Raw genomic sequence first — 25588 nt, 5'->3', positions numbered from 1 at the left:
GACGATCAACCGCTGGGCGAGCAGCGCCTACGACCGCACCGAAATCAGGTCGATTCGCGCACCACGAGTTCATTCGGCATGATCACCGGCCCTGTGGGGCCGCCGTCGATCAGACCGAGGAGCAGGTGGACGGTGGCGGTCGCCTGGTCGGCCATCGGGCTGCGCACCGAGGTGAGCGCGGGACTGGTGTAGGACGCGGCTTCTATGTCGTCGAAGCCGATGACCGCCACGTCTTCGGGGACACGTCGGCCCGCTTGATGGAGGGTGCGCAGGGCTCCGATCGCCATCAGGTCGTTGGCCGCGAACACCGCATCGAGATCGGGATCGTCCTCCAGGAGCTGCCGCATGGCTTCGGCGCCGGAAGCTCTGGTGAATTCGCCCAGTGCCACGATGGAGCGACGGCCGGTGTCACGCAGTGTCTGACGGTAGCCGTCGAGACGCTCGCGCGCCTCGTACAGTTCGAGTGGCCCGGTGATGGTGGCGATCCGGCGCCGACCGCGTTCCAGAAGATGACGCACGGCCAGTGCCGCTCCGCCGGCGTTGTCCAGCGCCACGTACGGGACGTCCTGTGCGGAGGTGCGGTTGAAGGACACAACAGGCAGGCCCTGCCGGGCCAGCGAGGCCGGAAGCGGATCCGTACCGTGCAGGGCGACCAGCAGCACGCCGTCCACATGCCCGCCGGCGATGTACCGCACCACTCTGGTCCGGCTCTGATCCGATTCCGCGAGCATGAGCACGAGCCGTTTGCCCGCCGTCTCGAGCTCTCTGCTGACGGCGCGGACCACGGCGGAGAAAAGGGGGTCGTCGGAGACGACTCCCTGAGGCGGGTCGGAGACCACCACGGCGAGCGTGTCCGTGCGGCGGGTGACGAGATTGCGTGCCGCCCCGTTGGGCACGTAGCCCAATTCCTGTACGGCGCGCATGACGACGTCCCGGATCTGCGGGGCGACCGTCGTCTCGCCGTTGATGACACGGGAGACGCTCGATTTGGACACGCCCGCTCGGGCGGCGACCACTTCGAGAGTGGGGCGTTTCATACCTGTCCGTCCCCTGTGCCGCAGCCCGGATTCGTGCGCGGAGCGGGTTTTCTCATCGGGGCGACCTCCGGCTCTGCGTCATGACGATGTGAGCAGCGTATCCGCAGGCCGGGGCGGCACGAGCACGCTCGGGAGCGCGTCCCCCTCAGCGCCACCCCCGTGGCCGGCGGTACGCCACCCAGATCGTGAGAGACCGCTCCCTCCGCCAGTCGTCGGTGTTACGCCGCTGTTTTTTCAAGGTGAATAAGCCCTTGACAGCCTTTGCCGACCCCTCCATCCTCCCTTTCAGGGAGCGCTCCCTCACCTCCCCCACTTGAGGAGTCGCCCATGAAATCGCTGCTGCGCCGCTTCAACTTATTCTTGGCCCTCGCGGCCTCACTGCTCGCTTTCGTCGCTCTCCCCGCCCCCTCCGCTCAGGCGGCGGAGGTCCTGCTCTCTCAGGGAAAGTCCGCCACCGCGTCGAGTACCGAGGGAGCCTTCAGCGCTCCGAGCGCCGTCGACGGCGACCCCGGGACGCGCTGGTCCAGCGCCTTCGCCGACCCGCAGTGGATTCAGATCGACCTCGGGGCAAGCGCCGAGATCAGCCGGGTCGTCCTCAACTGGGAAGCCGCATACGGCACGGCGTTCAGGATCGAGGTATCGAACGACGCGCAGAGCTGGACAGTCATCCACCAGACGGCCACGAGCACAGGCGGCAATCAGAACCTGGCCGTTTCCGGCACCGGCCGCTATGTGCGCATGTACGGGACGCAGCGTGCCACCGCTTACGGCTTCTCGCTGTGGGAGTTCCAGGTGTACGGCACCGCCGGTGCCGGCGGTCCGGGCGGTGACGCCAGCAGACTGCTCTCCTACGGCAGGCCGGGCGCTGCTTCTTCCTCCCAGAGTGACCAGAACTGCTGGGAGTGCACGCCGGCCAGGGCTTTCGACCGGGATCCGGCCTCTCGCTGGGCCACAAGCTCCACCACGGGATGGACCGATCCGGGCTGGATCTCCATCGATCTCGGCGCGACGGCGCAGATCGACAAGGTCGTCCTGCAGTGGGATCCCGCCTATGCCAAGTCCTTCCAGATCCAGGTCTCGTCGAACGGAGCCGACTGGACGCCGGTCTATTCGACGACGTCCGGCACGGGCTTCAAGCAGACGCTGGCCGTTTCCGGCACCGGCCGCTATGTGCGCATGTACGGGACGCAGCGTGCCACCGCTTACGGCTACTCGCTGTGGGAGTTCCAGGTGTACGGCACGGGCGGCGATCCGATCCAGGCTCCGCCCCTGCCGAGCGACCCCGCGAACCCGCCGCGGCTGGTGTGGAGCGACGAATTCGACGGCGCCGCAGGCGGCAAGCCCGACGCCTCGAAGTGGAGGGCCGATCCGGGCACCGGGCCGAACAACGAGCTGGAGTACTACACCGATCACCGCAACGCCGCACTCGACGGGGCGGGACACCTGGTGATGGAAGCACGCAAGGAGGCCACCGCCGGATCGTCGTGCCCGCGTGACCCGTTGACCGGCAGCACCACCTGTCAGTACACCTCGGCGCGGATGAACACCGGCGCGACGTTCCAGTTCACCTACGGGCGCGTCGAAGCACGCATCAAGGTGCCCAAGGGCAACGGTCTGTGGCCCGCGTTCTGGATGATGGGCGCCGACTTCCTGACGGGCCGGCCGTGGCCGTACAACGGCGAGATCGACATCGTCGAAGTCCTCGGCAAGGACGTGAAGACCGCTTACTCGACCGTCCACGCGCCCGCCTACAACGGCGGAGGCGGAATCGGCGCCCCGTACACACTGCCCGGGAACGCCGACTTCTCCGACGACTTCCACACCTGGGCCGCCGACTGGAACAGCAAAGGCATCACCTACAGCCTGGACGGCCGGACCGTCTTCTCCCTCGACAAGGACCAGGTGGAGCAGACACGCGGACCGTGGATCTTCGACCACCCCCACTACATGATCCTCAACCTCGCGGTCGGAGGTGACTGGCCGGGCCCGACAGACGCCAGCACCCCCTTCCCGTCCAAGATGCTCGTCGACTACGTGCGGGTCTATCAGTAGCCCCCAGCCGCCCAGCGTTCGCGAAGATCCCGGGCCGCTCCGCCCGCACCCTCGGGGCGGCCCGGGACACCTGGATCACGCCGTGGGCGCACGCCGCCGGTCCGGCTCCCGCTCTCCCCATCGCTCTGCTCCGGCAAGAAGAAGGCCCTTCATCCCGACGCCCGTGAGGACGTGAGATGCGTAGATATCCCGCACATCTGTACACACTGTTAGTGAACGCCCTGGTGGTCGTGCTGGCCGCCGCCGTGGGCTTGACCGTCTCGACTCAGCAGGCGCAGGCCGCGACAGTCACCGTCCAGGCCGAGTCCTACGCCGCCCAGTCAGGTGTCGCGCTGGAGGCGACCTCGGACACCGGTGGCGGGCAGAACGCCTCGTTCCTCGCCGACGGCGACTGGATGCGCTTCGACAACGTCGACCTCGGCGCGGCCGGCCGGCTGACGGTGTCTGCCCGGATCGCTTCCGCCGTCGGCTCGGGCACCTTGGAGTTGCGCACCGCCGGTCTGACCGGACCGCTGCTCGCCGTCATACCGATCTCCCCGACCGGCGGCTGGCAGAACTGGGCGACCCGGGCCACCCAGGTCACCACCCACCCCACCGGTTCCCAGACGGTGTTCGCCGTGCTGCGTGCCACGACACCCGGCGACTTCGTCAACATCAACTGGTTCTCCTTCGTCGGCGAGGGGGACGGCGCAGCGGCTGGATGGGTTCCCGTCGACCAGGCCAAGTGGAACGCTCAGCTGGCGCAGTTCCGTGCGATGACGCCGGCCGCGGTGCCCGCCGGTGTGGTCCGGGTTCCGGAGTTCAACGCCACCTGCACCTACAGTCACTCCAAGCCGGACGACCCCATCGTCTTTCCTGGCCTTCCCGGCGCGTCCCACATGCACAGCTTCTTCGGCAACAAGAGCACCGACGCGTTCTCCACGACCGAGTCGCTGCTCACCAACGCGCCGACCAGCTGCACCCCTGCCAACGACCTCTCGGCGTACTGGATCCCCACCCTCTACGAGAACGACAAGGCCGTCGAACCCGAGGGCATGATCGTCTACTACGGTTCCCGGCTGCCCGACCCCTCAGTGACAGTGCCCTTCCCGCAGGGATTCCGCATGATCGCGGGTGACGCCAGGGCGCAGACGCCTACCCCGGCCGGATCGCCGGGCCAGTTCTGGTGCGCCGGTGCGGGTGGTGAGATCGGCCGAAGCGCCGACGGCAACTGGCCGCGCTGCGCCCCGGGGGCCCACCTCACCCATCAACTCGTCTTCCCCGACTGCTGGGACGGCAAGAACCTCGACAGTCCCGACCACAAGTCGCACGTGGCGTTCACCTACGACGGCAAGTGCAGCGGCGCCTACCCCGTCGCCATCCCCAACCTCTCTTTCGTCACCAGCTACCCGACCAGCGGCAGCACCCAGGGTTTCCGGCTGGCCTCGGGCATGCCATCGTCCATCCACGGTGATTTCTTCAACGCCTGGGACAACGCCGCCCTCGGACACCGCGTGAAGGACTGCATCACCCAGAAAGCCAAGTGCAACTCCGCCGGTACGTTCTGACCCTGTGGTCGGCACGCGCCGTGGCCATGGCGCTGCCGGCTGTCGGCTGCACCTCGCAGCCGACAGCCGGCACGTCGCCGAGATCAGCTTTCATCACCACGGACACCGCTTGATCCTTTTGGTGATCCCCATGGCCGAGCATGTGCGGCTCCTGACGGACGTGGCATGGTCTTGCCCACCTGCACGGCAGGCCCGGACCTTGCCACGCCGACGGCGAAGACCGGATCGAGCGGCAGGTGCCTGACGAGTGAAATACCAGGTCAGGCACCTTTCCCAGGCCTTTAGAAGAAGCCGAGCTTCTTAGGTGAGTACGACACCAGGAGGTTCTTCGTCTGCTGATAGTGGTCCAGCATCATCCGGTGGTTCTCGCGGCCGATCCCCGACTGCTTGTAGCCGCCGAACGCGGCGTGCGCCGGGTAGGCGTGGTAGCAGTTCGTCCAGACCCTGCCCGCCTGGATCGAACGGCCCGCCCGGTAGGCGGTGTTCATGTCCCGCGTCCAGACGCCCGCGCCGAGTCCGTACAGGGTGTCGTTCGCGGTTTTGATCGCGTCGTCGAAGTCGCTGAAGGGCGTCACCGCGAGGACCGGGCCGAAGATCTCCTCCTGGAAGATCCGCATGCGGTTGTGGCCCTCGAAGATCGTGGGCTGGACGTAGTAGCCGCCGGCCAGTTCGCCGTCGTAGTCGATGCGCTGACCACCCGTCAGGACTTTGGCGCCCTCCTGACGGCCGATGTCCAGATACGAGAGGATCTTCTCCAACTGGTCGTTGGACGCCTGCGCGCCGACCATCGTGTCGGTGTCCAGCGGGTTGCCCGGCACGATCGCCTCCGTGCGGGCCACGCCCGCCTCCAGGAACTCGCTGTAGTGGCCGTCCTGGATCAGCGCCCGGGACGGACAGGTGCACACCTCGCCCTGGTTGAGGGCGAACATCGTGAAGCCTTCGAGCGCCTTGTCACGGAAGTCGTCGTCCGCGGCCCATACGTCGTCGAAGAAGAGGTTCGGGCTCTTGCCGCCGAGTTCCAGCGTGACGGGCTTGATGTTCTCGGAGGCGTACTGCATGATCAGCCGCCCCGTCGTGGTCTCGCCGGTGAACGCGACCTTCGCCACGCGCGGGCTGGACGCCAGCGGTTTGCCCGCCTCGACGCCGAAGCCGTTGACGATATTGACCACGCCGGGCGGCAGCAGATCGGCGATCAGGCTCATCCACAGATGGATGGAGGCCGGCGTCTGCTCCGCGGGCTTCAGTACGACGGCGTTCCCGGCGGCCAGCGCGGGCGCCAGTTTCCAGGTCGCCATCAGGATCGGGAAGTTCCACGGGATGATCTGGGCCACCACACCGAGCGGCTCGTGGAAGTGGTACGCGACGGTGTCGTCGTCCAGCTCGCTGAGCGTGCCCTCCTGGGCGCGCAGTGCCCCCGCGAAGTACCGGAAGTGGTCGATGGCGAGCGGGATGTCGGCCGCGAGGGTCTCCCGGACCGGTTTGCCGTTCTCCCAGCTCTCCGCGACCGCCAGCTCCTCCAGATGCTCCTCCATCCGGTGGGCGATCCGGTTGAGGATATTGGCGCGCTCCGCAGCGGACGTCTTCGCCCAGCCGGGGGCCGCGCCGTGCGCCGCGTCCAGGGCGCGCTCGACATCGTCGGCGGTACCACGCGCGATCTCGGTGAAGGGGCGGCCATTGACCGGGCTGGGGTTCTCGAAGTACTGGCCGCGCGCCGGCGGTACGTACTCTCCGCCGATCCAGTGGTCGTAGCGGGACTTGTACGAGACGATCGCGCCCTCGCTGCCGGGCGCTGCGTAACGGGTCATCTCTGTGGCCTCCCGGATTCCGCGCCGCCCGCCGTTGGACGGCGCCCACGCCCGACCTTATGGAGCGGGACGTTGCGGCGACGTTGCGCTGTCGCCGTGCTCAGTCGTACTCGTCCGTTCGGGCCGGCGGACCACCCCGTTCCGCTGTTCACCCCGCGTCCGCCTTGATCATGTCGGCGCACTTCTCGCCGATCATCATCGTGGTGATACAGGGATTGACCGAGGGCAGGAACGGCATCACGGACGCGTCGGCCACCCGCAGCCCGGTGACCCCCTTGACCCGCAGCCGTGGATCGAGTGGCGAGTCGACGTCGCCCGGCGCTCCCATCCGTACCGTCCCGGCCGGGTGGTAGACGGTGTTGTGGGTCTCGCGGATGTACGAGAACAGCTCCTCGTCGGAACGCGCCGCCGGTCCCGGCGCCAGCTCCGTCCCGGCCCACTCCGCCATCGGCGCCTGGCCGGCGATCTCCCGGGCCAGCCGCAGCCCGTAGGTCATCACCCTGATGTCGTGCTGATGCGTGAAGTAGCGGGGATCCACCGCGGGCTTGTCCCGGAAGTCACGGGTCCGCAGCCGGACCGTCCCCATGGACCGGGCCCTGGTGACATTCGGGGTGAGACAGAAGGCGTTGTCCGTGGTCGGATAGCCGCGCCGGTAGGTGTTCAGGTCGAACGGCACCGAGCCGTAGTGGAACATCAGATCGGGCCGGTCCAGGCCGGGTTCGGTGTCGGCGAAGATGCCGATCTCCCACCACTGGGTGGACGAGGTGACCATCGGCCGCTTCGCCTCCCACATGATCACGCCCTCGGGATGGTCCTGGAGACGCGAGCCGACCCCGGGGGAGTCCACCCGTACATCCACCCCGACGTCCCGCAGCCACCCGGCGGGACCGATGCCCGACAGCATCAGCAGCTTCGGCGAGTCGATGGCACCGCAGCTGACGATCACCTCGCGCCGGGCCGCGACCGCGCCGCCGTGGATCGTGTCGGGTTCCAGATACTCCACCCCCGTACAGCGCCGCGCCTCGTCGAACAGCAGCCGCTTGGCCTGGAGACCGGTGCGGACCTCCAGATTCGGCCGTTTGCCCATGACGGGGTGCAGATACGCCACCGAGGCGGAGGAACGGACGCCGTCCTCGCGCGCGTTGATCTGGAACCAGTGCGCCCCGCGTACCACCGTGGAGCCGGTGTTGAACGGTGTGACGGGGATACCGGCGGCGGCGCACGCCTCCAGCAGCGCCCGGCCGCACGGATCGTTCGGCGGTACGGTACGGATCGTCACCGGCCCCGAGCGGCCGTGGTGGTCGCCGGGCGCGTCGTTGGTCTCCAGCCGCCGGTAGAGGGGGAAGCACTCCGCCGCGCTCCACCCCGTACAGCCCTGCGCGGCCCACTCGTCCAGGTCCTCGGCCGGTGCCCAGAAGGCGATACAGGAGTTGTGGGACGAGCAGCCGCCCAGCACCTTGGCGCGGGCCTGCCGCATGAAGCTGTTGCCGTTCTCCTGCGGCTCGACGGGGTAGTCCCAGTCGTAGCCGGACTCCAGCAGCGCCATCCACCGGTCGAGTCTGAGGATGCTCTCGTCGCCGACGTCCGAGGGACCGGCCTCCACCACGCAGACGGTGACCTCCGGGTCCTCGGTCAGCCGCGCGGCGACGACGGCGCCGGCGGTTCCACCGCCGACCACCACATAGTCGAACGCACGCACAGAGTGTTCCGCGGACATCGCTGCTCCAGGTCCAGGTCAGAGGTGTTCAGGGGTGGTGGCGGGCGGCTCGGGCTCCTCGGCCGCCGACCGGTGCGCCTCGAGCGTGCCGGTGCGGGTGCGCTGGACGAACCAGTAGTAGGTGAAGCCGCCGATGGCGACGATGCCGACGAAGAGGAACGCGCCCCAGCGCAGATACCAGTGGTACGGCGGCGACGCGTTGTACACCTCGTGGCGCGGCCAGGCCAGGTTGAGTGACATGGCCGCGCCCCACAGCACGGCGAGGACATTGACCGGCAGCCCGAACCTGCCGAGCGAGAAGTGCCCCTCGGCGGGCTTCCAGGTGCCGCGCAGCCGGCGGACCAGCATGGGGAGGGTGACCATCAGATAGGCCACATAGATCATGATGATCGCGATACTGGTGATCACCGAGAAGATCTGCGGCTGGTCGATATTGATCACCAGGATGCAGATGGCGACGAGCCCGATGAAGATGGCGGGCACCACCGGCGTCCCGAACCGCGGGCTGACCCGGGCCACCAGCGAGGACGCGGGCAGGCAGTTGTCCCGCGCCATCGCGAACGCCAGCCGGATACCGGCCGCGTGCACCGCGAGCGCGCATACGGTGATGGCGACGACCACGCACCACAGCACGATCTGCCCGACGGTCGAGCCGAGCGTGGAGAGCACCACGTACTGGAGTCCGTCCGCGGCCAGCGCCTTGTTGTGCAGATCGGGCACGGCGAGCAGCGCGAACAGCAGGATGAGCCCGCCGATGAGGAAGGACGCGATGAGGGCCCGCAGGATCGCGCGCGGCGCGTTGCGACGGGGGTTGAGCGACTCCTCGCCCAGCGAGGACGCCGTGTCGAACCCGTACATCACATACGCGGAGGCGAGCGACGCGGTCAGAAAGGCCCCGAAGTAGCCGAGCGGCTGACCGGCGCCGAAGCCGCCGGTCGTGACGATCGCGCCGGGGCCGCGGGTGATGTGCGCGGCCAGCAGCCCGATCAGTACGATCGCGGCGATCAGTTCGACCATCACCCCGGCGGAGTTGATGGTGGCCATCAGTTTGACGCCGAAGGCGTTGACCAGGGTGGTGAAAACGATCAGTACCGAGCCGAGCAGTACGGCGTTCTTCGCCGCGTCGGTGGGGCCGAGGCCGTTCCCGACGAACTGGAAGACGCCGGAGATCTGCGGCAGCGTGATCTGGTAGGCGAGGGCGACCGCCGCGAGGGAGACCATGGTGGCGGTCACCATCATCCAGCCGCCCAGCCAGCCGAGATGCGGTCCGCCCAGCTTCTTGGACCAGTTGTAGATGGAACCGGCGACCGGATAGCTGGCGGCCAGCTCGCAGAAGCACAGGGCCACCATCAGCTGGCCGAGGAACACCATCGGCCACGACCACCAGTACCCGGGCCCGGCGAACTTGACGCCGAAGTAGAAGAGCTGGAAGGTGCCGGTCAGGATCGAGATGTAGCTGATCCCGGCGGCGAAGGTATGGAAGGTGCCGAGGGTGCGCTTCAGTTCGGGCTTGTAACCGAACGCCTTCAGCGAATCGTCGTCGTCCTGGCTCTGGATGTCATGGGCGCTACGGGTATCGGGCGCGGGCTCGGGACCCGACGGTACGCGGCCGGGGCCCGGCGTCACTCGAACCATCCCAGGGGCCGCGGTGCGAGATTGCGCCACACATGCTTCGCCTCCTGGTACTCGGCGAGTCCGGCGGGCCCCAGCTCACGGCCGAAGCCGGACTGTTTCATCCCGCCCCACTCCGCCTGCGGCACATACGGCTGGAAGTCATTGATCCACACGGTGCCGGCGCGCAGCCGGGAGGCCACCCGGTGCGCGCGGCCCACGTCCTGCGACCAGACAGCCGCCGTGAGCCCGTAGATCGTGTCATTGGCGAGCGCCAGCGCCTCCGTCTCGTCGCGGAACCGCTCGACGGTGAGGACCGGTCCGAACGACTCGTCGCGCACCACGGACATCCCCGGCGTGCACTCGTCCAGCACGGTCGGCAGATAGTAGAAGCCCTCCCGCAGCGCGGGGTCGTCCGGCCGCGCGCCCCCGCACCGCAGCACCGCGCCCTCGGCCAGCCCCGCCGCCACATACGCCTCGACCTTGGCGCGGTGCGCGGCGGAGATCAGCGGTCCGGTACGGGCGTTCTCGTCGAACGGTCCGCCCAGCGGGATCGCGCGCGCCCGCGCCACCACGTCGTCTACGAACGCGTCGTGCAGCTCGTCCTGGACGAGCAGCCGTGCCCCGGCCGAACAGACCTGTCCCGAATGCAGGAACACCGCGGTCAGCGCGTAGTCGACGGCCGCCTCGTACGCGGCGTCGGCGAAGACGATATTGGGGTTCTTGCCGCCCAGCTCCAGAGCGATCTTCTTCACGGTCGGTGCCGCGGCGGCCATGATGCGCCGGCCGGTGACCAGACCGCCGGTGAACGACACCATGTCGACCCGCGGGTCCTCGCTGAGCGGCGCGCCCGCGGCCGGTCCCGCGCCCAGGACGAGATTCGCGACCCCGGCGGGCAGCCCGGCCTCGGTCAGCAGACTCATCAGCATGATGGCGGTGTGCGGGGTCAGTTCGCTGGGTTTGAGGACGAAGGTGTTGCCCGCGCCGAGCGCCGGGGCGACCTTCCAGGCGGTCTGGAGCAGCGGATAGTTCCACGGGGTGATCAGCGCGCACACACCGACCGGCTCATGCACCACCCGGCTGTCCACGCCGGGGTCGCCGGTGTCGACGATCCTGTCGGTGCCGCCCGCCGCCGTCAGATTGCCGAAGTAGCGGAAGCAGTTGGCGATGTCGTCGATGTCGTACGCGCTCTCGACGAGCCGCTTGCCGGTGTCCAGGGACTCGGCTCTGGCGAGTGCCGCCTTGTCGCGCTCCAGCAGATCCGCGACACGCAGCAGCAGTGCGCCGCGCTCGGCGGCCGGGGTGGAGGGCCAGGGACCGCTGTCGAAGGCGTCACGGGCCGCGGCGATCGCCGCGGCGGCGTCCTTCGGCCCGGCCTCGTCGACGGTCGCGACCAGCGTGCCGTCGGCGGGGCAGCGGATCTCGCGCGTCTGCCCGCTGACGGCGGCCGTCCACCTACCGCCGATGAACAGCTCCGGCATGAAGGCTCCTCCGGTCCGGTCGGGACACCCGGCGGAGTGCGGCCCGTCGCACGGGCCAGGCGCCGTGGTGCTCTGTGAACCGACAGTAAGGAGCGAGGAGCGGCTTCGCAGCGCGGGAGGCGCCGAGCGTGGTCAGCCGGAGGAGCGATTCATCGTATGTACGTTCGCCTGTGCGGCCGGGGGTGTGCCGTCACCTCCGCTGCCAGGCGTCGAGTTCCCGTACCCGCGCGAGTGCGGCGGGCCGCTGCTGTCCGGGGAGTACGGAGGCGAGCGCCCGCCACACCGGAAGGTCGTCCTCGCCCCAGGGGCTGTACGCCCAGTCCGCCAGCAGCCCCGGGTCACCCCGGGCGATCAGCGCGGCCCGCAGCTGGTCCGCGAGCCGCCGGCGCAGCCGTACCACCGTGGGTGCCCGCGAGGCGGGCAGCAGCGGCCCGGCGTACGCGCTCATCGCGGCGGTCACGGCGCCGGAGGCCAGCCGTCGCGTCACGGTCTCGTGGTCCGACTCGACGGGCGCGGCCAGCCGGTAGGGCCTCGAACGCAGCAGCCCGGGGCCGAGCAGCCCGCGCAGCCGGGAGAGTTCCGCGCGCAGTGTGACCGGCGTGACCGACTCGTCCTCGTACAGCTCGATGAGCAGTTCGTCCCCCGTGATGCCCTCGGGACGGCGCGCGAGGAGCGTCAGGATCTCGCTGTGCCGGGGGCTCAGCCGCAGCTTGCGGCCGGCCGCCACCAGCAGCGCCTCGTCACGTCCCAGCGCGGTCAGCCGTACGGCATCGGCGTCCGGCGCCGGCGCGAGCAGCGCGAGCTGCGACTCCGCGGCCCGCGCGACCGCGCCCACGAAGGCCAGACTGTGCGGATGGGCCAGCCGGTCACCACCGGTGATGTCCACGGCGCCCAGCAGCCGTCCGCTGAACGGATCGTGGACGGGCGCCGCCGCACAGGTCCACGGGTGCACGGGCCGCTGGAAGTGCTCGGCCGCGAAGATCTGTACGGGCCGGTCCACGGCGATCGCCGTGCCCGGCGCGTTCGTTCCGGTGACGGCCTCCGACCAGCGGGCGCCCGGCACGAAGTTCATCCGGCCCGCCAGCAGCCGGGTCGCCCGGTGCCCCTCGACCCAGAGCAGTCTGCCGTGCACGTCGCACACCGCCATCAGATGCTCGCCGTCCATCGCGTACGCGCCCATCAGCTCGCGGAAGAGCGGCATCACCCGGGACAGCGGATGCGCGTCGCGGTACCCGGCCAGCTCGTCGTCGGACAGCTCCACGCGCGCGGTGCCCTCCGGGCTGACATGGGCGCGGGCGGAGCGCCGCCAGGAGGCCGCCACCACCGACCGCACCGGATGCTCGACCCGTCCCGCCGTCGCGTACGACTCGTACGCGCGGCACAGCGCCCCCCGGCGCTTCACCGGGTCGGCGCCCGCTTCCAGAGCCACCCAGGTGTCGGTCAACACGGCCTCCCCGGTCGGACGTCACCGGCCGCGACCATCGTCGCTCCGGCGGCCCGGCCGGGCAAGCGTCCCACCGGGCCACCGTGCCGTACAGATCACCTCATTCCCCGGTGGGCACGTCCTCGGCGAGCGCGTCCGCGAGGGCCGCCGCGGGATCGGGGCCGCCCGGACCGGCCGGGGCCCAGCGCCCGCGCTCCTTGCGGTACGGCCACCAGCGCCCGTCGCGGCCGTACCGCAACTGCGCCGTTGTCCCGGCCACGGTCCAGCGACCGCCGCCGCCCGCCCGCAGCCGAGGCCGGTCCCCGTCCTCCCAGGCCGCGTCGAGAGCGGCCGTGGCCCGTGCGAGGGCCTCGGGCTCCAGGGCCCAGGTGTCCTCCAGTACGGCGAGGGCCACCGCGCCGCCGTACTTCCAGGCGCGTACCGCGAGCTCCAGCTCGGCCGGCCGCCGGCCGGAGCCCGAGGCGAGCCGCGCCACCAGCCGCTGGTCGGACGTCGTCGCGGCCAGCCGTACCGCATCCTGCGCGGGCGTCAGCTCCGGTTCCTCCGGCTGCTGTTCATGGCCGGGCAGCAGCGCCTCCGACAGCAGACGCAGCGCCCGCGCCGCCGCGTCCGCGGCGAGGAACTCCAGGGCGTCCGCGTCGATCCCGGCCGGCGGCGCGCCCTCCGTGTCCAGGGCCGGAGGCTGTCCCGGCTCCGGCGGCAGCGGCGGGGGAGCGGGCAGCGGGGGCAGGTGGCCGCGCGCCGCGAAGGCGGCCACGGCCGGTACGCCCGCCTCCTCGCCGCTCCGGGCGCCGCCGTCACGCGTACCGTCTCCCGGCTCCTCCTTCGTACGGGCGGCGCGCGCGACGCTGCGTACCTGAAGTTCGTCGAGGAGCCGGCGCTCGCTCCTGCCCCGCATCAGCAGCAGGACGAACGGGTCCTGGTCCAGCAGCCTGGCCATCTGATAGCAGAGCGCGGCGGAGTGCGGACAGTGGTCCCAGGCCTCGCAGCCGCACTCCGGCTCCAGGTCGCCTATGCCGGGGAGGAGCTCGACCCCGGCGCCCGCGGCGTCCTCCACCAGATGCGGCGGCATCTCCCGGTCGAGCAGGGCCGCGATATGCCCCGCCCGGTCGACCGCCATGTCCAGGAAGCGGTCCCACTCCTCCTCGCTCAGCTGCTGCAACAGCACATCGCTGCGCTGGGCGGTGCCGTCCCGGTCCTGGACGACCGCGGTGATCCGGCCCGGCCGCACGGACACGGCGCCGACGGCGCCCTCGCGGGCCTGTCTGCGCCCTCTCTTCAACTGCTGGCCGTCGAGCGCGGTGTCCTCCAGCGCCTTCAGCCAGGCCCGGCCCCACCAGGTCTGCGCGAAGGCCCGGCCCTGGGAGGGCGCCAGGGCGGCGAAGGTGCGCTCGTCGCCGCCCGCGGAACCGCCCACCGAACCGTCCTCGGAGCCCTCCAGCGAACCGTCCTCGGAACCGCCGTCGTACGTACCACTCATCGGGCGCTCCCTCGCAGCTCCACCAGATCCGCCAGCTCGGCGTCGGTCAGTTCGGTCAGGCCCGCCTCACCGGAGCCCAGTACGGCGTCGGCCAGACCCTGCTTACGTGCCAGCATCTCGGCGATCCGGTCCTCGATCGTGCCTTCGGTGATCATCCGGTGCACCTGTACGGGCCGGAGCTGTCCGATGCGGTACGCGCGGTCCGTCGCCTGTGCCTCGACGGCCGGGTTCCACCAGCGGTCGAAGTGCACGACATGCTCGGCGCGGGTCAGATTGAGCCCGGTGCCCGCCGCCTTCAACGACAGCAGGAAGACCGGCACGTCACCGTTCTGGAAGCGGTCCACCATCGCCTCGCGCTCGGCGATCGGCGTACCGCCGTGCAGGAACTGGGTCGGCACGCCGCGCGCCGCGAGATGCCGCTCCAGCAGCCGCGCCATCTGTACGTACTGGGTGAAGACCAGCACGCTCGCGTCCTCCGCGAGGATCGTGTCGAGCAACTCGTCCAGCAGCTCCAGCTTCCCGGAGCGGTCGGTGAGGCGCGGCCGCTCCTCCTTCAGATACTGCGCCGGGTGATTGCAGATCTGCTTGAGCGCGGTCAGCAGTTTGACGACGAGCCCGCGGCGTTCCATGCCGTCCGCCTCCGCGATCGAGGCGAGGGTCTCCCGTACCACCGCTTCGTAGAGGCCGGCCTGTTCCCTGGTGAGGGAGACGGCGCGGTCGGTCTCGGTCTTGGGCGGCAGTTCGGGCGCGATCCCCGGATCGGACTTCCTGCGGCGCAGCAGGAACGGACGGACGAGCGCGGCGAGCCGTTCGGCCGCCGCCGGGTCGTTACCGCTCTCGACGGACTCCGCGTAGCGGGTGCGGAACGTGCCGAGGCGGCCGAGGAGCCCGGGGGTCGTCCAGTCGAGGATCGCCCACAGCTCGGAGAGGTTGTTCTCCACGGGGGTGCCGGACAGGGCGACCCTGGCCCTGGCGCCGATCGTGCGCAGCTGCCGGGCGGTGGCGGAGTACGGGTTCTTGACGTGCTGCGCCTCGTCGGCCACGACCATGCCCCAGTCCGTCCCGCCGAGTCTCGCCGCGTCCAGCCGCATGGTGCCGTAGGTGGTGAGGACGAACTCGCCGTCGCCCAGCTCCTCCAGACTGCGCGAGGCACCGTGGAAGCGGCGCACCGGTGTGCCGGGACCGAACCGTTCGATCTCGCGCTGCCAGTTCCCCATCAGGGAGGCCGGGCAGACGACCAGGGTCGGGCCGGCCGCCGCCGGGTCGGTCTGCCGGTGCAGATGCAGCGCGATGAGGGTGATGGTCTTGCCGAGCCCCATGTCGTCGGCGAGACAGCCGCCGAGTCCGAGCGAGGTCATGCGGTGCAGCCAGTTGAGCCCGCGGAGCTGGTAGTCGCGGAGCGTCGCGGCGAGCGCGGCCGGCTGTCCGATCTCCTGCTCCGCGCGCTCCGGATCGGCGAGCCGGTCGCGCAGGGTGGCGAGCCAGCCCGTCGCCCGCACCTCGACCCGGCGGCCCCCGACCTCGGTGGAGCCGGTCAGTACGGCTTCGAGCGCGTCGACCGGACTGAGCTTGCGGTCCTGGCTCTCGCGGGCGCGCCGGGCCTCCGCCGGATCGATCAGGACCCACTGGTCACGCAGCCGGACGACGGGACGGCTCGCCTCGGCGAGCCGGTCCAGCTCGGCGCGGGAGAGCCGCTGATCGCCCAGCGCGAAGTGCCAGTTGAAGGAGAGCAGCGCGTCGGCCGACAGGAAGGCGGGCAGATCCGTCCCCCGCCGCGGGGATCCGCCGGTTCCGGCGGTCTCGGCACTGTCCGTCGCGTCGGCCGCGCCGGAGTCGGTCTCCTCCTCCGCGGGGCCGATGACCGCGCGGGCCGTCAGCGTGCGCGCCAGCTCCCTGGGCCAGTGCACCTGGACGCCGGTCGCGGCGAGCGCCCCGGCCGCCTCCCCCAGCAGTTCGGTGACCTCCTCGTCCGCGAGCTCGATGGAGTCCGGCACGGCGGCCGAGAGCAGCGGGGTGAGCGGCGGCCAGGCACGGGCGGCGCGGCGCAGCGCGAGCAGGGCGTCCATCCGGGCACGCGGACCGAAGGCCGCCGCAGAACCCGACCACACGTCCGCGGCGTCGGAGACCACCGAGGGGTCGCTGACGCTGTGCATCTGGAGGACGGCGTGGAAGACCGGCCCCGGCGTGCCCGACGCATCGGCCAGGCCCGGCAGTTCGACGCGCAGCGAGAGCCGTACGCCCGCGTCGTGCCCGGCCGCCACATCCCCGGCCCAGTCACGCAGTGCGGGAAAGCGCCGCGGCGGGGTGGCGGTGAAGGCGGTTCCCGCCGCGACGAGCGTGGCGGCCGGTGTACGCGGCAGCCCGTCGACGACCGCGTCGAGGAAGGCCCTCAAGAGGCCCTCGGGCCGGGGGAGAAGGAGCTCGTCCGCCGGGTCGGCGGGCGGGCCGGCGGGCGGGCCTGCGGTGGTGGTGCCGAGCGGTACGGCGTGCGCGCTGGGCGGCATGGACGCGGCCAGCGCGCGGATCCGCTCCAGATCCTCGGCGGTCAGCGGTCCAGCCCGCCACGCGTCGTGATCCGTACCGGTCAGGCCGGGCAACAGCCGCCCACGGGCGGCGAGTTGCAGGGCCAACAGCGACGCGGCACCCCAGAAGGCGGCGGACGGCGATGTGTTCGCCGCGGCGCGGGCCCTGGTGAGCACGGGGAGAGCGGCGGATAGGGGAGTCAACAGCGCCCGGACCGTGAGAAGGTGGCCTTCGGTGTCGACGACGGCCAGTTCCTCCGGGGAGCCCGGTCCGGACGGCGGCTCCGCGCCGTCGGGTCGCCAGAAGGCGATCCGTCCGGTGCGAGCCGGATCCGCGGGGAGAAAGACGGTGGAACAGTTTGCGAGTTCGGCGGTTCGGGAGAGCGTTGCCGCGGGGAGCCTGTGCACAGCGAAGACGCATTCCTCAAGTTTGACTAATGCGGGTCGGAGCCGCCGAGGGTACCTCACCGCGAAGCCACGCGGCGACGGCGCCGCCGTGACCTGACTCACTCCCTCGACACCCCAGGTGTAGCCAGCACCACCCCCACCCCCCGGACAGCACCCACCTTTTCCGGGTGGTGGCGCCATGGCTGCCCGGTAGTACGCACCCCTACGTTTCAAGGGGGCCGACGCAGTCCGCGCGGCTCTCTCTCAGCGCCCACCTCGGCCTACAGACCGGAGACCGACATGCCCCAAGCCGCCGCCACCCCGCTCGCGGAGCCCATACCCGACCCCGCAGTCGGCCGCGCCGGCGGCAGCGACTTCGCACCTCTCCTTCGTACGGTCAGGGAACAGGGTCTCCTGGAGCGCCGGGTCGCCTGGTACACCCGCGGCATCACCGTCAACTTCCTCTTCCTGGCCGCGATCGTCGCCGGAATGGTGCTCCTCGGATCCTCCTGGTGGACGCTGCTTCTCGCGCCGCCGCTGGCCGTCGTATCCGCGCGTATGGCGTTCGTCGGCCATGACGCGGGGCATGCCCAGATCACCTCCGACCGGGGCCGGGGCCGCGTCATCCAGCTCGTCCACGCCAACCTGATGCTCGGTATGAGCCAGGAGTGGTGGAACGACAAGCACAACCGGCACCACGCCAACCCGAATCACATCGACAAGGACCCGGATGTCGCCGCCGACATCCTCGTCTTCACCCAGCACCAGACCGCGGGCCGCACCGGACTGCGCCGCTGGCTCACCCGTCACCAGGCATGGCTGTTCTTCCCGCTGACCACGCTGGAGGGCATCGCCCTCAAGGTGTACGGCTTCCAGGCCGTCTTCTCCCGCGGTGACGACCGGATGCCCGCCCGCCGGCGGGTGACCGAGGGAGCGCTGCTCACCGCCCATGTCGTGGCGTACGTGACCCTGCTGCTCACCACGATGACCGTCGGCCAGGCCATCGTCTTCGCCGTGATCAACCAGATGCTCCTCGGTCTCCATCTGGGCATGGCCTTCGCGCCCAACCACAAGGGCATGGAGATGCCCGACCCGGAGAACAGCGAGGGCTGGGGCCATCTCCGCCGTCAGGTCCTGACCTCGCGGAACGTCCGCGGCGGATTCCTGACCGACTGGTTCCTCGGCGGGCTGAACTACCAGATCGAGCACCATCTCTTCCCCAGCATGCCGCGCCCTCATCTGCGGCTCGCCCAGCCGATGGTGCGCGCCCACTGCCTCTCGCTGGGACTCCCGTACACGGAGACCGGACTGATCGAGTCGTACCGCCAGGCACTCGGCCATATGCATGAGGTCGGCGAACCGCTGCGCGCGGGCGCATAGTGGAACTGGCGGACGCCCGTGCGCGTTCACTGGGCAGGAAGCGGCTTGGCCGCGAAGGAGGCGTCGGGATGTCGACACGTACGAAGATCGCCATCGGGGGAGTGGCCGTTGGCCTTCTTCTGATACCGCTGATCGGATTCTGGTTCTCGCTACTGGTGGTGCTCGGCGTGCCGGCGGCCGCGTATCTGATGCTGGACCCGTCGCAGCGCCGCAGGCTGCGGAGGATCAGCCGGAAGGAACTCGGCCGCTGACCCGGCTGGGCTGAATCATCCGCGTGCGGGGTCCTGGGCCGGTCGGTCCGGGCCCCGCACCCGCACGCTCCGGGACCCGCACGCTCCGGGACCCGCACGCTCCGGGACCCGCACGCTCCGGGACCCGCACGCTCCGGGACCCGCACGCTCCGGGACCCGCGACCGGAAGCCGGCCGTCCGCGTGGGGCGCCGCTCCGTGGGGCGCCGTCCGTGGGGGTGTCAGGCCGGGCGTACGGCCATGTCGTCGAGCGCCTTCAGCAGCTCGGGCAGTTCCGTGCCCCGGCCCACCGGCAGCACTTCCCCCGGCTCCTCGTCCAGCAGGACGAACGCCATGTCGTCGGTCCTGGCCACGAAGGACCAGCCGGGGCCGTCGGCGCGCAGCGTCCGGGCCTCGCCAGGGGCGAAGCCGGAGCGGACCCGGCCGGGCGGCGGTGGCGTGTCCAGATAGCCGCGCAGTTCCTTCAGCACGCGTCGCACCCCCTCGTGGCCGGGCGCCGGTGAGCCGTCGCCGTCGGCGGCCTCCGGTTCCTTGTCGTGCAGCTGTTCCCGCCACGCCGTCCACTGGAGGGCGATTCCGTCCGCGCCGAGGCGCCGCTGAGCCGGGCCCCATGTCTCCGTGTCGGGCGGCACGAGGGGCGGCCGGAGGCGGCTCTCCTCGGAGCCGGGTTCCGGTTCCGGGTCGTGCGGGGCGGGTACGCCGGGCGCCGCGACCGCCAGGGCGACGGGCCAGCCGGGCAGGGCGCACACCACGGTCCGTTCCCCCGGAGACAGGTCGTGCTCCATGCCGCAGTCCCAGGCCGCGATCGCGACCGCGACCAGCGACACGTCGTCCACCACCACCGTCCAGCGGGCCCCGTCGCCGTCCTGGCCCATGACCAGGCCGTAACCCCGGTCGTACGGATCGAGACCGAGGGCGGCACAGGCCTCCGGGTAGTCGTCGCCGAGCACGGCCGGGAATCCCGCCGGTGTGAGCAGTGCGGCGGTGAGCACATACAGTGCGTCGTCGTCCACGGAGTCTTCCGTTCCGGTCACCGCGCCTCCCGAACCCATCGGTTGTCGGCGCACCCTAACCAGTGGGTAACCCGGACGTCGAGAGCGCGGTACGAGCAGGCTTTCCCGCTCAGGGCCCAGCCGCGGGCAGGCCGAGCAGACCGCGGGCCACGGTCTGCGGCGACTCGTCGCGCTCGCGGGCCAGCGCGATGACCGCCCGGCAGGCGAGTTCGCTGACACCGAAGGAGAGGGCCTCCGGTGAGACCCAGCCCGCCGCCTCGTCGATCCGCTGCTGATCGTCGTCCGCGCACGCCGACACGTAGGTGGCGGCGGCCTCGAATATGTTGTGCGGCCGGGCCGGGGGCCGGTCCGCGGCCGGGACGGTGGCACGGTCCGACACGAGGATCCTGCGCAGTCTGCTGAACACGGGGTCCACCTTCCCTGCTGCCTGGCATTGCTCGGGGCCGCGCGGCCTTCGGGGCCGCCCTTCCAACGTACGGTCGACCGGGCCGCGGCAGAAGAGGCCCTTCCCCGGTGCGCGCCCTGAGATCCGCCGGAAAGCGGGGCTCAGCCGTGGCGTACCGTCAGGGCTCGGTCGTGGCGTACTGCCAGAGCTCAGCTGTGGCGTACCGTCAGGGCTCGGTCGTGGCGTACTGCCAGAGCTCAGCTGTGGCGTACTGCCAGCGCCAGGAAGCGGGAGTCCTCGTCGGTGTACGACTCCAGCCGCCAGCCAGAACCGGCCAGCAGCGGGCGGAGGTTGGGCTCGGCGCGCAGATCCTCGTCCGTGATCCGCCGGCCCTGCCGGGCCGCCAGCGCCGCCCGGCCGATGGGATGGAACAGCGCGAGCCGGCCCCCCGGCCGTACGACCCGGGCCAGCTCCCGCAGATTCTCGCCGGGATGCGGGAGATGCGCGATCAGCCCCGCGCCGAACACCGCGTGGAGCACCGCGGAACGCACCGGCAGCCGGCTCACATCCGCGAGCAGCAGCTGTCCGGCGGTGTGGCGGCCGGCCCGTACGGCCGCGGTGAGCATCTCCGGGGTCAGATCCACGCCCAGGACCGTGCCCCGCGCGCCCACCGCGTCCCGCAGGGGAGGCAGCGCGCGGCCCGTCCCGCAGCCCGCGTCCAGCACGGCGTCACCGGGGCGCAGCCCGAGGTCGGCGACGGCGGCGGCATAGGCCGGACCGTCGTCGGGGAAACGCGCGTCCCAGTCCGCCGCCCGGGAGCCGAAGAATTCCTGCACATGCGTGTGGTCATGGGCCATGCGGCTATGATCCACGGCGCGGCCGTCACACCGTGCGGGTCGCCCCACTTCCCGTCGGCTTTTCCCGGGGGTAGCTTGTCCCAGAGGTTCCGGACATTCGGGATGTTCCGGGGTCTCGGAGGTCCCAGGGGCTTCTCGCGAAGATTTTTCCGAGAAATCTTCGCTCGTCCCCGTCGAGGATGTCGAAATCACGGCGCGTGCTTCTACCTGTCAGTGAGAGCGCCGAGAAGGGCGCGACAGTGAGGAGAACGTCATGAAGTACATGCTGCTGATGCAGTTCAGTGAGAAGACCGTGAACTTCCCGCCGATCACGGAGTGGACCCAGGACGAACTCAGGGCCCATATCGCCTTCATGCGTGACACGAACAAGAAGCTGTCCGAAGCGGGCGAGCTGGTGTCGGCGGAAGGGCTGGCGGGTCCTGACCAGGCCAGGATCGTACGGGCGGGCGGCGACGGCTCCGCCGTCATCACCGAAGGGCCCTTCCCCGAGACCAAGGAATTCCTGGCCGGTTACTGGATCGTGGACTGCGACAGCGCCGAGCGGGCGGTGGAGCTGGCCGCGGACATCTCGACAGCGCCCGGCCCCGGCGGTGAGCCGCTGAACATGCCGATCGAGGTGCGCCAGGTGATGGCGGGACCGCCCGAGGAGATGTGAGCGCTGACTGATACGGCCCCCCGCCCGGTGGAGCCCGAGTCCGATCCGAGGACGGATCCGCCCATCGACGGGGAGACGACGGCCGAGGACCTGCTGCGCACGCTGGCGCCGCAGGTCGTCGGCGTGCTCACCCGGCGGTTCGGGGACTTCGACTCGGCCGAGGACGCCGTGCAGGAAGCGCTGCTCGCGGCGGCGACGCAGTGGCCCGACGAGGGCGTGCCCCGCAACCCGCGCGGCTGGCTGATCCAGGTCGCGAGCCGCCGGATGACCGAGCAGGTACGTGGCGAGCAGGCGCGCCGCCGCCGCGAGGACCTGGCGGCGAGACAACTGCCCGCCGACCGGTCGACGGCGCCGGCGGCGGACCGCGAGGACCCGGCGGACCGGGACGACTCGCTGGTCCTGCTGTTCCTGTGCTGCCATCCCGCGCTGTCGCCCACGGCCGCGATCGCACTGACCCTGCGCTGCGTCGGCGGTCTGACCACGAGCCAGATCGCACGCGCCTTCATGGTGCCGGACACGACGATGGGACAGCGGATCAGCCGGGCCAAGCAGCGGATCAAGACGTCCGCGGTCCCGTTCCGGATGCCGGAGGGCGAGGAGCGCGCCGGCCGGCTCGTCGCCGTGCTGCATGTCCTCTATCTGATCTTCAACGAGGGATACGCCACCAGCGAGGGCCCTGATCTGCAACGGATCGAGCTGTCACGGGAAGCGATCCGGCTGACCAGAGCCGCCCATGAACTGCTCCCCGATGACAGCGAGGTAGCCGGTCTGCTGGCGCTGATGCTGCTCACCCACGCGAGAAGCGCGGCGCGCACCGGCCCGGAGGGTGAGCTGATCCCGCTCGCGGAGCAGGACAGGGCGCTCTGGGACGCGCGGGCCATCGACGAGGGCACCGCGCTCCTCACGGTCACCCTGCCGAAGGGGCCTCTCGGTCCGTATCAGGTCCAGGCGGCGGTCGCCGCCGTCCATGACGAGGCCGCGACGGTCGAGGAGACGGACTGGCCGCAGATCCTCGCCCTGTACGGAGTGCTGGAGCAGCTGTCCGCCAGTCCGGTCGTGTCGCTGAACCGGGCGGTGGCCGTCGCGATGGTACGCGGCGCGGACGCCGGGCTCGCCATCCTGGAGGACCTCACCGCGGACGGCCGTCTGGCGGGCAACCACCGGCTGTATGTGGCGCGGGCCCATCTCCTGGAGATGGCCGGTGACCGGCAGGGCGCGCTGGAGAACTACCGGGAGGCGGCGCGCCGTACCACCAGCCTTCCGGAACGGCACTACCTCACGCTCCGCGCCGCCCGCGTCGCCGCACAGGGCTGAGAGGCGTCTCCTCGGAGGCGTCTTCTCGCGGGCGGCGCCTCAGGGCGCGGACCGTGTGAGGGATCAACCGGTCGGTGTGCCCTTGTCCTTGCCCTCGTTCTCGCACTCGCTGTCGCCCTCGGCTGCGGCCCGGATCCGCTTGCGCTGCCGCGAGGCGCGCAGATTGACGGCGTTGCCGCAGATACGTACGTCGTGCCAGACGCCGCTGTTGTTGCGCGACGTGTCGTAGAAGGACGATCCGCACTCGCCGTTGCGGCAGATCTTGAGCCGGGGCCACGTTCCGGCCCGCTGGGCGAGCAGTGTCTCCGACCAGAGAGCCGACTCCAGCCAGCCGCGCCCCCGGCCGACGGGGAGCAGCTGTACCTGCCCCTGCTCGTCGGGGGCGAGCCGCACCGTCACGCCGCGAACGGGCCTGCCGCCGCGAACGGGAGCGGGTGCGGGACGGGAGGCCGCGCCCGCTGCGGGATCCGTATCCGATGCCGGGGGCGTGGTGGTGAGCAGCCGCTCGAAGGACTCCCGCAGATCGCGCAGGGCCTGGGGATCCGACGGGGACAGCGCGCAGTCGGGGGAGCCGAGGCCGTGGATACGGGCCCACTCCGCGGCGGCGCCGGTCAGCCACCGCTCGGCGGTCTCGCGGTCGGCCAGCAGATCGGGCGCGTAGTCGCTGATCGCGCGGGTGTTGATCAGCTCCTGCACCAGCGCGAGTCCGGCAGGGGCCTGGCGTACGCGATATCGCTCACTGGCTACCCATGACATAACCGAATCCTACTTGACTATGTCGCGACGGGCGAGCACGGTAGGGACAGAGGCTAATCGATTACGCCTCTGTCTATTCCCTGAGGAGAGAGCGACATGACCACCGTCAACGGAGCGATCGCCCTGGTCACCGGCGGACAGCGCGGCCTGGGCCGGGCCTTCGTACAGGAACTGCTGGAGGCGGGGGCCGCCAAGGTCTACGCGACGGCCCGTACACCCGTCGCCGAGAGCGACCCGCGGATCGTTCCCCTGCCGCTGGAGGTGACCGACGGGGATTCGGTCGCGGAACTGGCGCGCAGGGCCGGCGACGTCTCCATCGTCATCAACAACGCGGGGGTCTTCGCCGGAGGCTCGCTGACCGAGGTCGGTATCGATGAGGTCAGGGCCCTCTTCGAGGCGAATGTGTTCGGTGCGCTGCGCGTTTCCCAGGCGTTCGCCCCTGTGCTCGCGGCCCGTGGTGGCGGCGCGCTGGTCGATGTCCACTCGGCGCTGTCCTGGGCGGCGGGGGCCGGTGTCTACGGTGCGACGAAGGCCGCTCTGTGGTCGCTCACCAACTCGCTCCGGCTGGAACTGGCGCCCCAGGGAACGCAGGTGGTGGGGGTCCATCTGGGGTACACGGACACCGACATGATCCGTGACCTGGACGTCGTCAAGAACGATCCACGGGATGTGGCCCGCGATGTGATCACCGCGCTGGAGAAGGGCGAGAGCGAGGTCCTCGCCGACGAGGTGAGCCGTGTCTTCAAGGCCGCGCTCTCCGGACCGGTCGAGGGGCTGAGCATGCGGTCGGCCGCCTGATCGGCAGCCTGACGCCGAGATCGCGTGCGACAGGGGGCGGGGCGCCCGACACGGAGTCGTGTCGGGCGCCCCGCCCGTACGTCAGTCGGCGACTCCCGCGAAGGCCAGCACCTTGTCGATCTTCACCCGTACCACCAGTTCGCCCGGCACCCCGTTGCGCTCCCCGAACTCCCGTGCCCGCTCCTCCCCCATGTAGCGCGCGGCGATCCGCGTCGCCCAGGCGCGCAGTTGTTCCGGCTCCTCGTGGATCTCGGCCCGACCATTGATCACCACGAACGAGAACGGCGGACGTTCGTCGTCCACGCACAGCGCGACCCGGCCGTCGCGCAGCAGATTGCGGCCCTTCACGGTGTCCTTGCCGGTGTTGAAGACGAGATCGTCGCCGTCCAGTACGAACCAGACGGGCGCGATGTGCGGGCTTCCGTCGGCCCGTACGGTGGACAGCTTGCCGGTGCGCGTACCTTCCGAGACGAAGGCGTGCCACTGCTCCTTGCTCATGTTTGTCGCCATGTACGCATTTTCCGCCGCCGGAGCGGCCGACGCGACGCGACGCCCCGGGGACCCGCTTGCCCGCGAGCGGCCGGTGAGGAAGGCTACGGGCGTTGCGGAACCATGGGGAACACCTGAACGGGGAGGAACGACAATGCCGTTGGAAAAGGGACTCGACTGGTTGCTCGACGACCTGACCGAACGAGTCGAGCACATCAAGCACGCGCTGGTGCTGTCCAACGACGGCCTGGTGACGGGGGCCAGCAGCGGCCTTGCGCGCGAGGACGCGGAGCATCTCGCGGCGGTCTCCTCGGGGCTGCACAGCCTCGCGCGGGGATCGGGGCGGCATTTCCGGGCCGGCCAGGCGCGGCAGACGATGGTCGAGTTCGACGAGGCGCTGCTGTTCGTCACCGCCGCCGGTGACGGCAGCTGTCTGTGCGTCCTGACGGCGGCCGAGGCCGATGTCGGTCAGGTCGCCTACGAGATGACGCTGCTCGTCAACCGGGTCGGCGAGCACCTCGGTGTCGCGGCGCGGCAGCCGGGAGGCACCAGTCTGAGCGGTCTGTGACGTCCTTGAGGTCTTAGACGTCCCTGAGGTCTCAGGCATCT

General features: G+C 70.6%; 21 protein-coding genes. 8 read left to right on the top strand and 13 right to left on the bottom strand.

Features of this window, described 5'->3' with window-relative positions; translation table 11 throughout:
- Positions 1-44: 44 nt before the first annotated feature.
- Complete coding sequence (locus CU044_RS00610; RefSeq protein WP_129766360.1) at positions 45-1037, bottom strand: LacI family DNA-binding transcriptional regulator; 993 nt, start codon at positions 1035-1037, stop codon at positions 45-47.
- 327 nt (positions 1038-1364) lie between these two features.
- Here CU044_RS00610 and CU044_RS00605 point away from each other — a divergent pair, with 327 nt between their 5' ends.
- Positions 1365-3089 carry a discoidin domain-containing protein gene (locus tag CU044_RS00605; protein WP_129766359.1) on the top strand — a complete coding sequence of 575 codons (1725 nt, stop codon included), beginning with the start codon at positions 1365-1367 and terminating at the stop codon, positions 3087-3089.
- A gap of 212 nt (positions 3090-3301) precedes the next feature.
- Positions 3302-4636, top strand: a complete 1335-nt coding sequence (locus CU044_RS00600) for a DUF1996 domain-containing protein (protein WP_240045248.1) — start codon at positions 3302-3304, stop codon at positions 4634-4636.
- Positions 4637-4917: 281 nt separating this feature from the next.
- Here the strand turns inward: CU044_RS00600 and CU044_RS00595 are convergent, their stop codons facing one another.
- The 7 genes from CU044_RS00595 to CU044_RS00565 all read right to left on the bottom strand — a co-directional run bounded on the left by CU044_RS00595 (position 4918) and on the right by CU044_RS00565 (position 17104).
- On the bottom strand, positions 4918-6441 hold the full coding sequence (locus CU044_RS00595; RefSeq protein WP_129766357.1) for an aldehyde dehydrogenase family protein: 1524 nt from the start codon (positions 6439-6441) through the stop codon (positions 4918-4920).
- A 148-nt stretch (positions 6442-6589) separates the two neighbouring features.
- Positions 6590-8158 (bottom strand): GMC family oxidoreductase N-terminal domain-containing protein, encoded by a 1569-nt coding sequence (locus CU044_RS00590; protein ID WP_129766356.1) that lies wholly within the window; start codon positions 8156-8158, stop codon positions 6590-6592.
- 18 nt (positions 8159-8176) lie between these two features.
- A complete protein-coding gene (locus CU044_RS00585; protein WP_129766355.1) occupies positions 8177-9793 on the bottom strand; it encodes an amino acid permease in 1617 nt (538 codons plus the stop codon).
- Positions 9781-11250, bottom strand: a complete 1470-nt coding sequence (locus tag CU044_RS00580) for an aldehyde dehydrogenase family protein (protein WP_129766354.1) — start codon at positions 11248-11250, stop codon at positions 9781-9783. Before CU044_RS00580 ends, CU044_RS00585 begins: the two co-directional genes overlap by 13 nt.
- Positions 11251-11440: 190 nt before the next feature.
- Positions 11441-12694 (bottom strand): GAF domain-containing protein, encoded by a 1254-nt coding sequence (locus tag CU044_RS00575; RefSeq protein WP_129766353.1) that lies wholly within the window; start codon positions 12692-12694, stop codon positions 11441-11443.
- A gap of 100 nt (positions 12695-12794) precedes the next feature.
- The gene (locus CU044_RS00570) at positions 12795-14174 is read right to left on the bottom strand and encodes an SWF or SNF family helicase (RefSeq protein ID WP_240045247.1); all 1380 of its coding nucleotides are present in this window, start codon (positions 14172-14174) and stop codon (positions 12795-12797) included.
- Complete coding sequence (locus CU044_RS00565; RefSeq protein ID WP_129766352.1) at positions 14171-17104, bottom strand: DEAD/DEAH box helicase; 2934 nt, start codon at positions 17102-17104, stop codon at positions 14171-14173. Before CU044_RS00565 ends, CU044_RS00570 begins: the two co-directional genes overlap by 4 nt.
- Positions 17105-17383: 279 nt before the next feature.
- Between CU044_RS00565 and CU044_RS00560 the strand changes: the two genes are divergently transcribed.
- Together CU044_RS00560 and CU044_RS00555 are read left to right on the top strand one after the other, a co-directional pair.
- The gene (locus tag CU044_RS00560) at positions 17384-18463 is read left to right on the top strand and encodes an acyl-CoA desaturase (protein WP_129766351.1); all 1080 of its coding nucleotides are present in this window, start codon (positions 17384-17386) and stop codon (positions 18461-18463) included.
- Positions 18464-18531: 68 nt separating this feature from the next.
- On the top strand, positions 18532-18714 hold the full coding sequence (locus tag CU044_RS00555; RefSeq protein ID WP_129766350.1) for a hypothetical protein: 183 nt from the start codon (positions 18532-18534) through the stop codon (positions 18712-18714).
- A gap of 219 nt (positions 18715-18933) precedes the next feature.
- Here CU044_RS00555 and CU044_RS00550 read toward each other — a convergent pair whose 3' ends face one another.
- The 3 genes from CU044_RS00550 to CU044_RS00540 form a co-directional block, all read right to left on the bottom strand.
- Positions 18934-19746 (bottom strand): hypothetical protein, encoded by an 813-nt coding sequence (locus CU044_RS00550; protein WP_129766349.1) that lies wholly within the window; start codon positions 19744-19746, stop codon positions 18934-18936.
- Between the two features lie 88 nt (positions 19747-19834).
- Entirely contained in the window at positions 19835-20110 is a 276-nt protein-coding gene (locus CU044_RS00545; RefSeq protein ID WP_240045272.1) for a hypothetical protein, read from the bottom strand.
- Between the two features lie 257 nt (positions 20111-20367).
- A complete protein-coding gene (locus tag CU044_RS00540) occupies positions 20368-20967 on the bottom strand; it encodes a methyltransferase domain-containing protein (RefSeq protein WP_129766347.1) in 600 nt (199 codons plus the stop codon).
- Positions 20968-21220: 253 nt separating this feature from the next.
- Here CU044_RS00540 and CU044_RS00535 point away from each other — a divergent pair, with 253 nt between their 5' ends.
- Together CU044_RS00535 and CU044_RS00530 are read left to right on the top strand one after the other, a co-directional pair.
- Entirely contained in the window at positions 21221-21622 is a 402-nt protein-coding gene (locus CU044_RS00535) for a YciI family protein (RefSeq protein WP_129766346.1), read from the top strand.
- A gap of 27 nt (positions 21623-21649) precedes the next feature.
- Entirely contained in the window at positions 21650-22936 is a 1287-nt protein-coding gene (locus tag CU044_RS00530; RefSeq protein ID WP_240045246.1) for a sigma-70 family RNA polymerase sigma factor, read from the top strand.
- A 63-nt stretch (positions 22937-22999) separates the two neighbouring features.
- Here CU044_RS00530 and CU044_RS00525 read toward each other — a convergent pair whose 3' ends face one another.
- Positions 23000-23692: a CGNR zinc finger domain-containing protein gene (locus CU044_RS00525; protein ID WP_129766345.1), complete on the bottom strand. Its 693-nt coding sequence runs from the start codon at positions 23690-23692 to the stop codon at positions 23000-23002.
- Positions 23693-23788: 96 nt separating this feature from the next.
- Between CU044_RS00525 and CU044_RS00520 the strand changes: the two genes are divergently transcribed.
- Entirely contained in the window at positions 23789-24490 is a 702-nt protein-coding gene (locus CU044_RS00520; RefSeq protein WP_129766344.1) for an SDR family oxidoreductase, read from the top strand.
- 81 nt (positions 24491-24571) lie between these two features.
- On the opposite strand, the gene CU044_RS00515 is transcribed toward CU044_RS00520, so the two are convergent.
- Positions 24572-25000 carry a PPOX class F420-dependent oxidoreductase gene (locus CU044_RS00515; RefSeq protein ID WP_129766343.1) on the bottom strand — a complete coding sequence of 143 codons (429 nt, stop codon included), beginning with the start codon at positions 24998-25000 and terminating at the stop codon, positions 24572-24574.
- Between the two features lie 133 nt (positions 25001-25133).
- Here CU044_RS00515 and CU044_RS00510 point away from each other — a divergent pair, with 133 nt between their 5' ends.
- Positions 25134-25547 carry a roadblock/LC7 domain-containing protein gene (locus CU044_RS00510; RefSeq protein WP_129766342.1) on the top strand — a complete coding sequence of 138 codons (414 nt, stop codon included), beginning with the start codon at positions 25134-25136 and terminating at the stop codon, positions 25545-25547.
- Positions 25548-25588: the final 41 nt, after the last annotated feature.

The sequence above is a fragment of the Streptomyces sp. L-9-10 genome (assembly GCF_004151105.1).
Taxonomy (GTDB): domain Bacteria; phylum Actinomycetota; class Actinomycetes; order Streptomycetales; family Streptomycetaceae; genus Streptomyces.
This window is presented reverse-complemented; position numbering and strand designations above follow the sequence as displayed.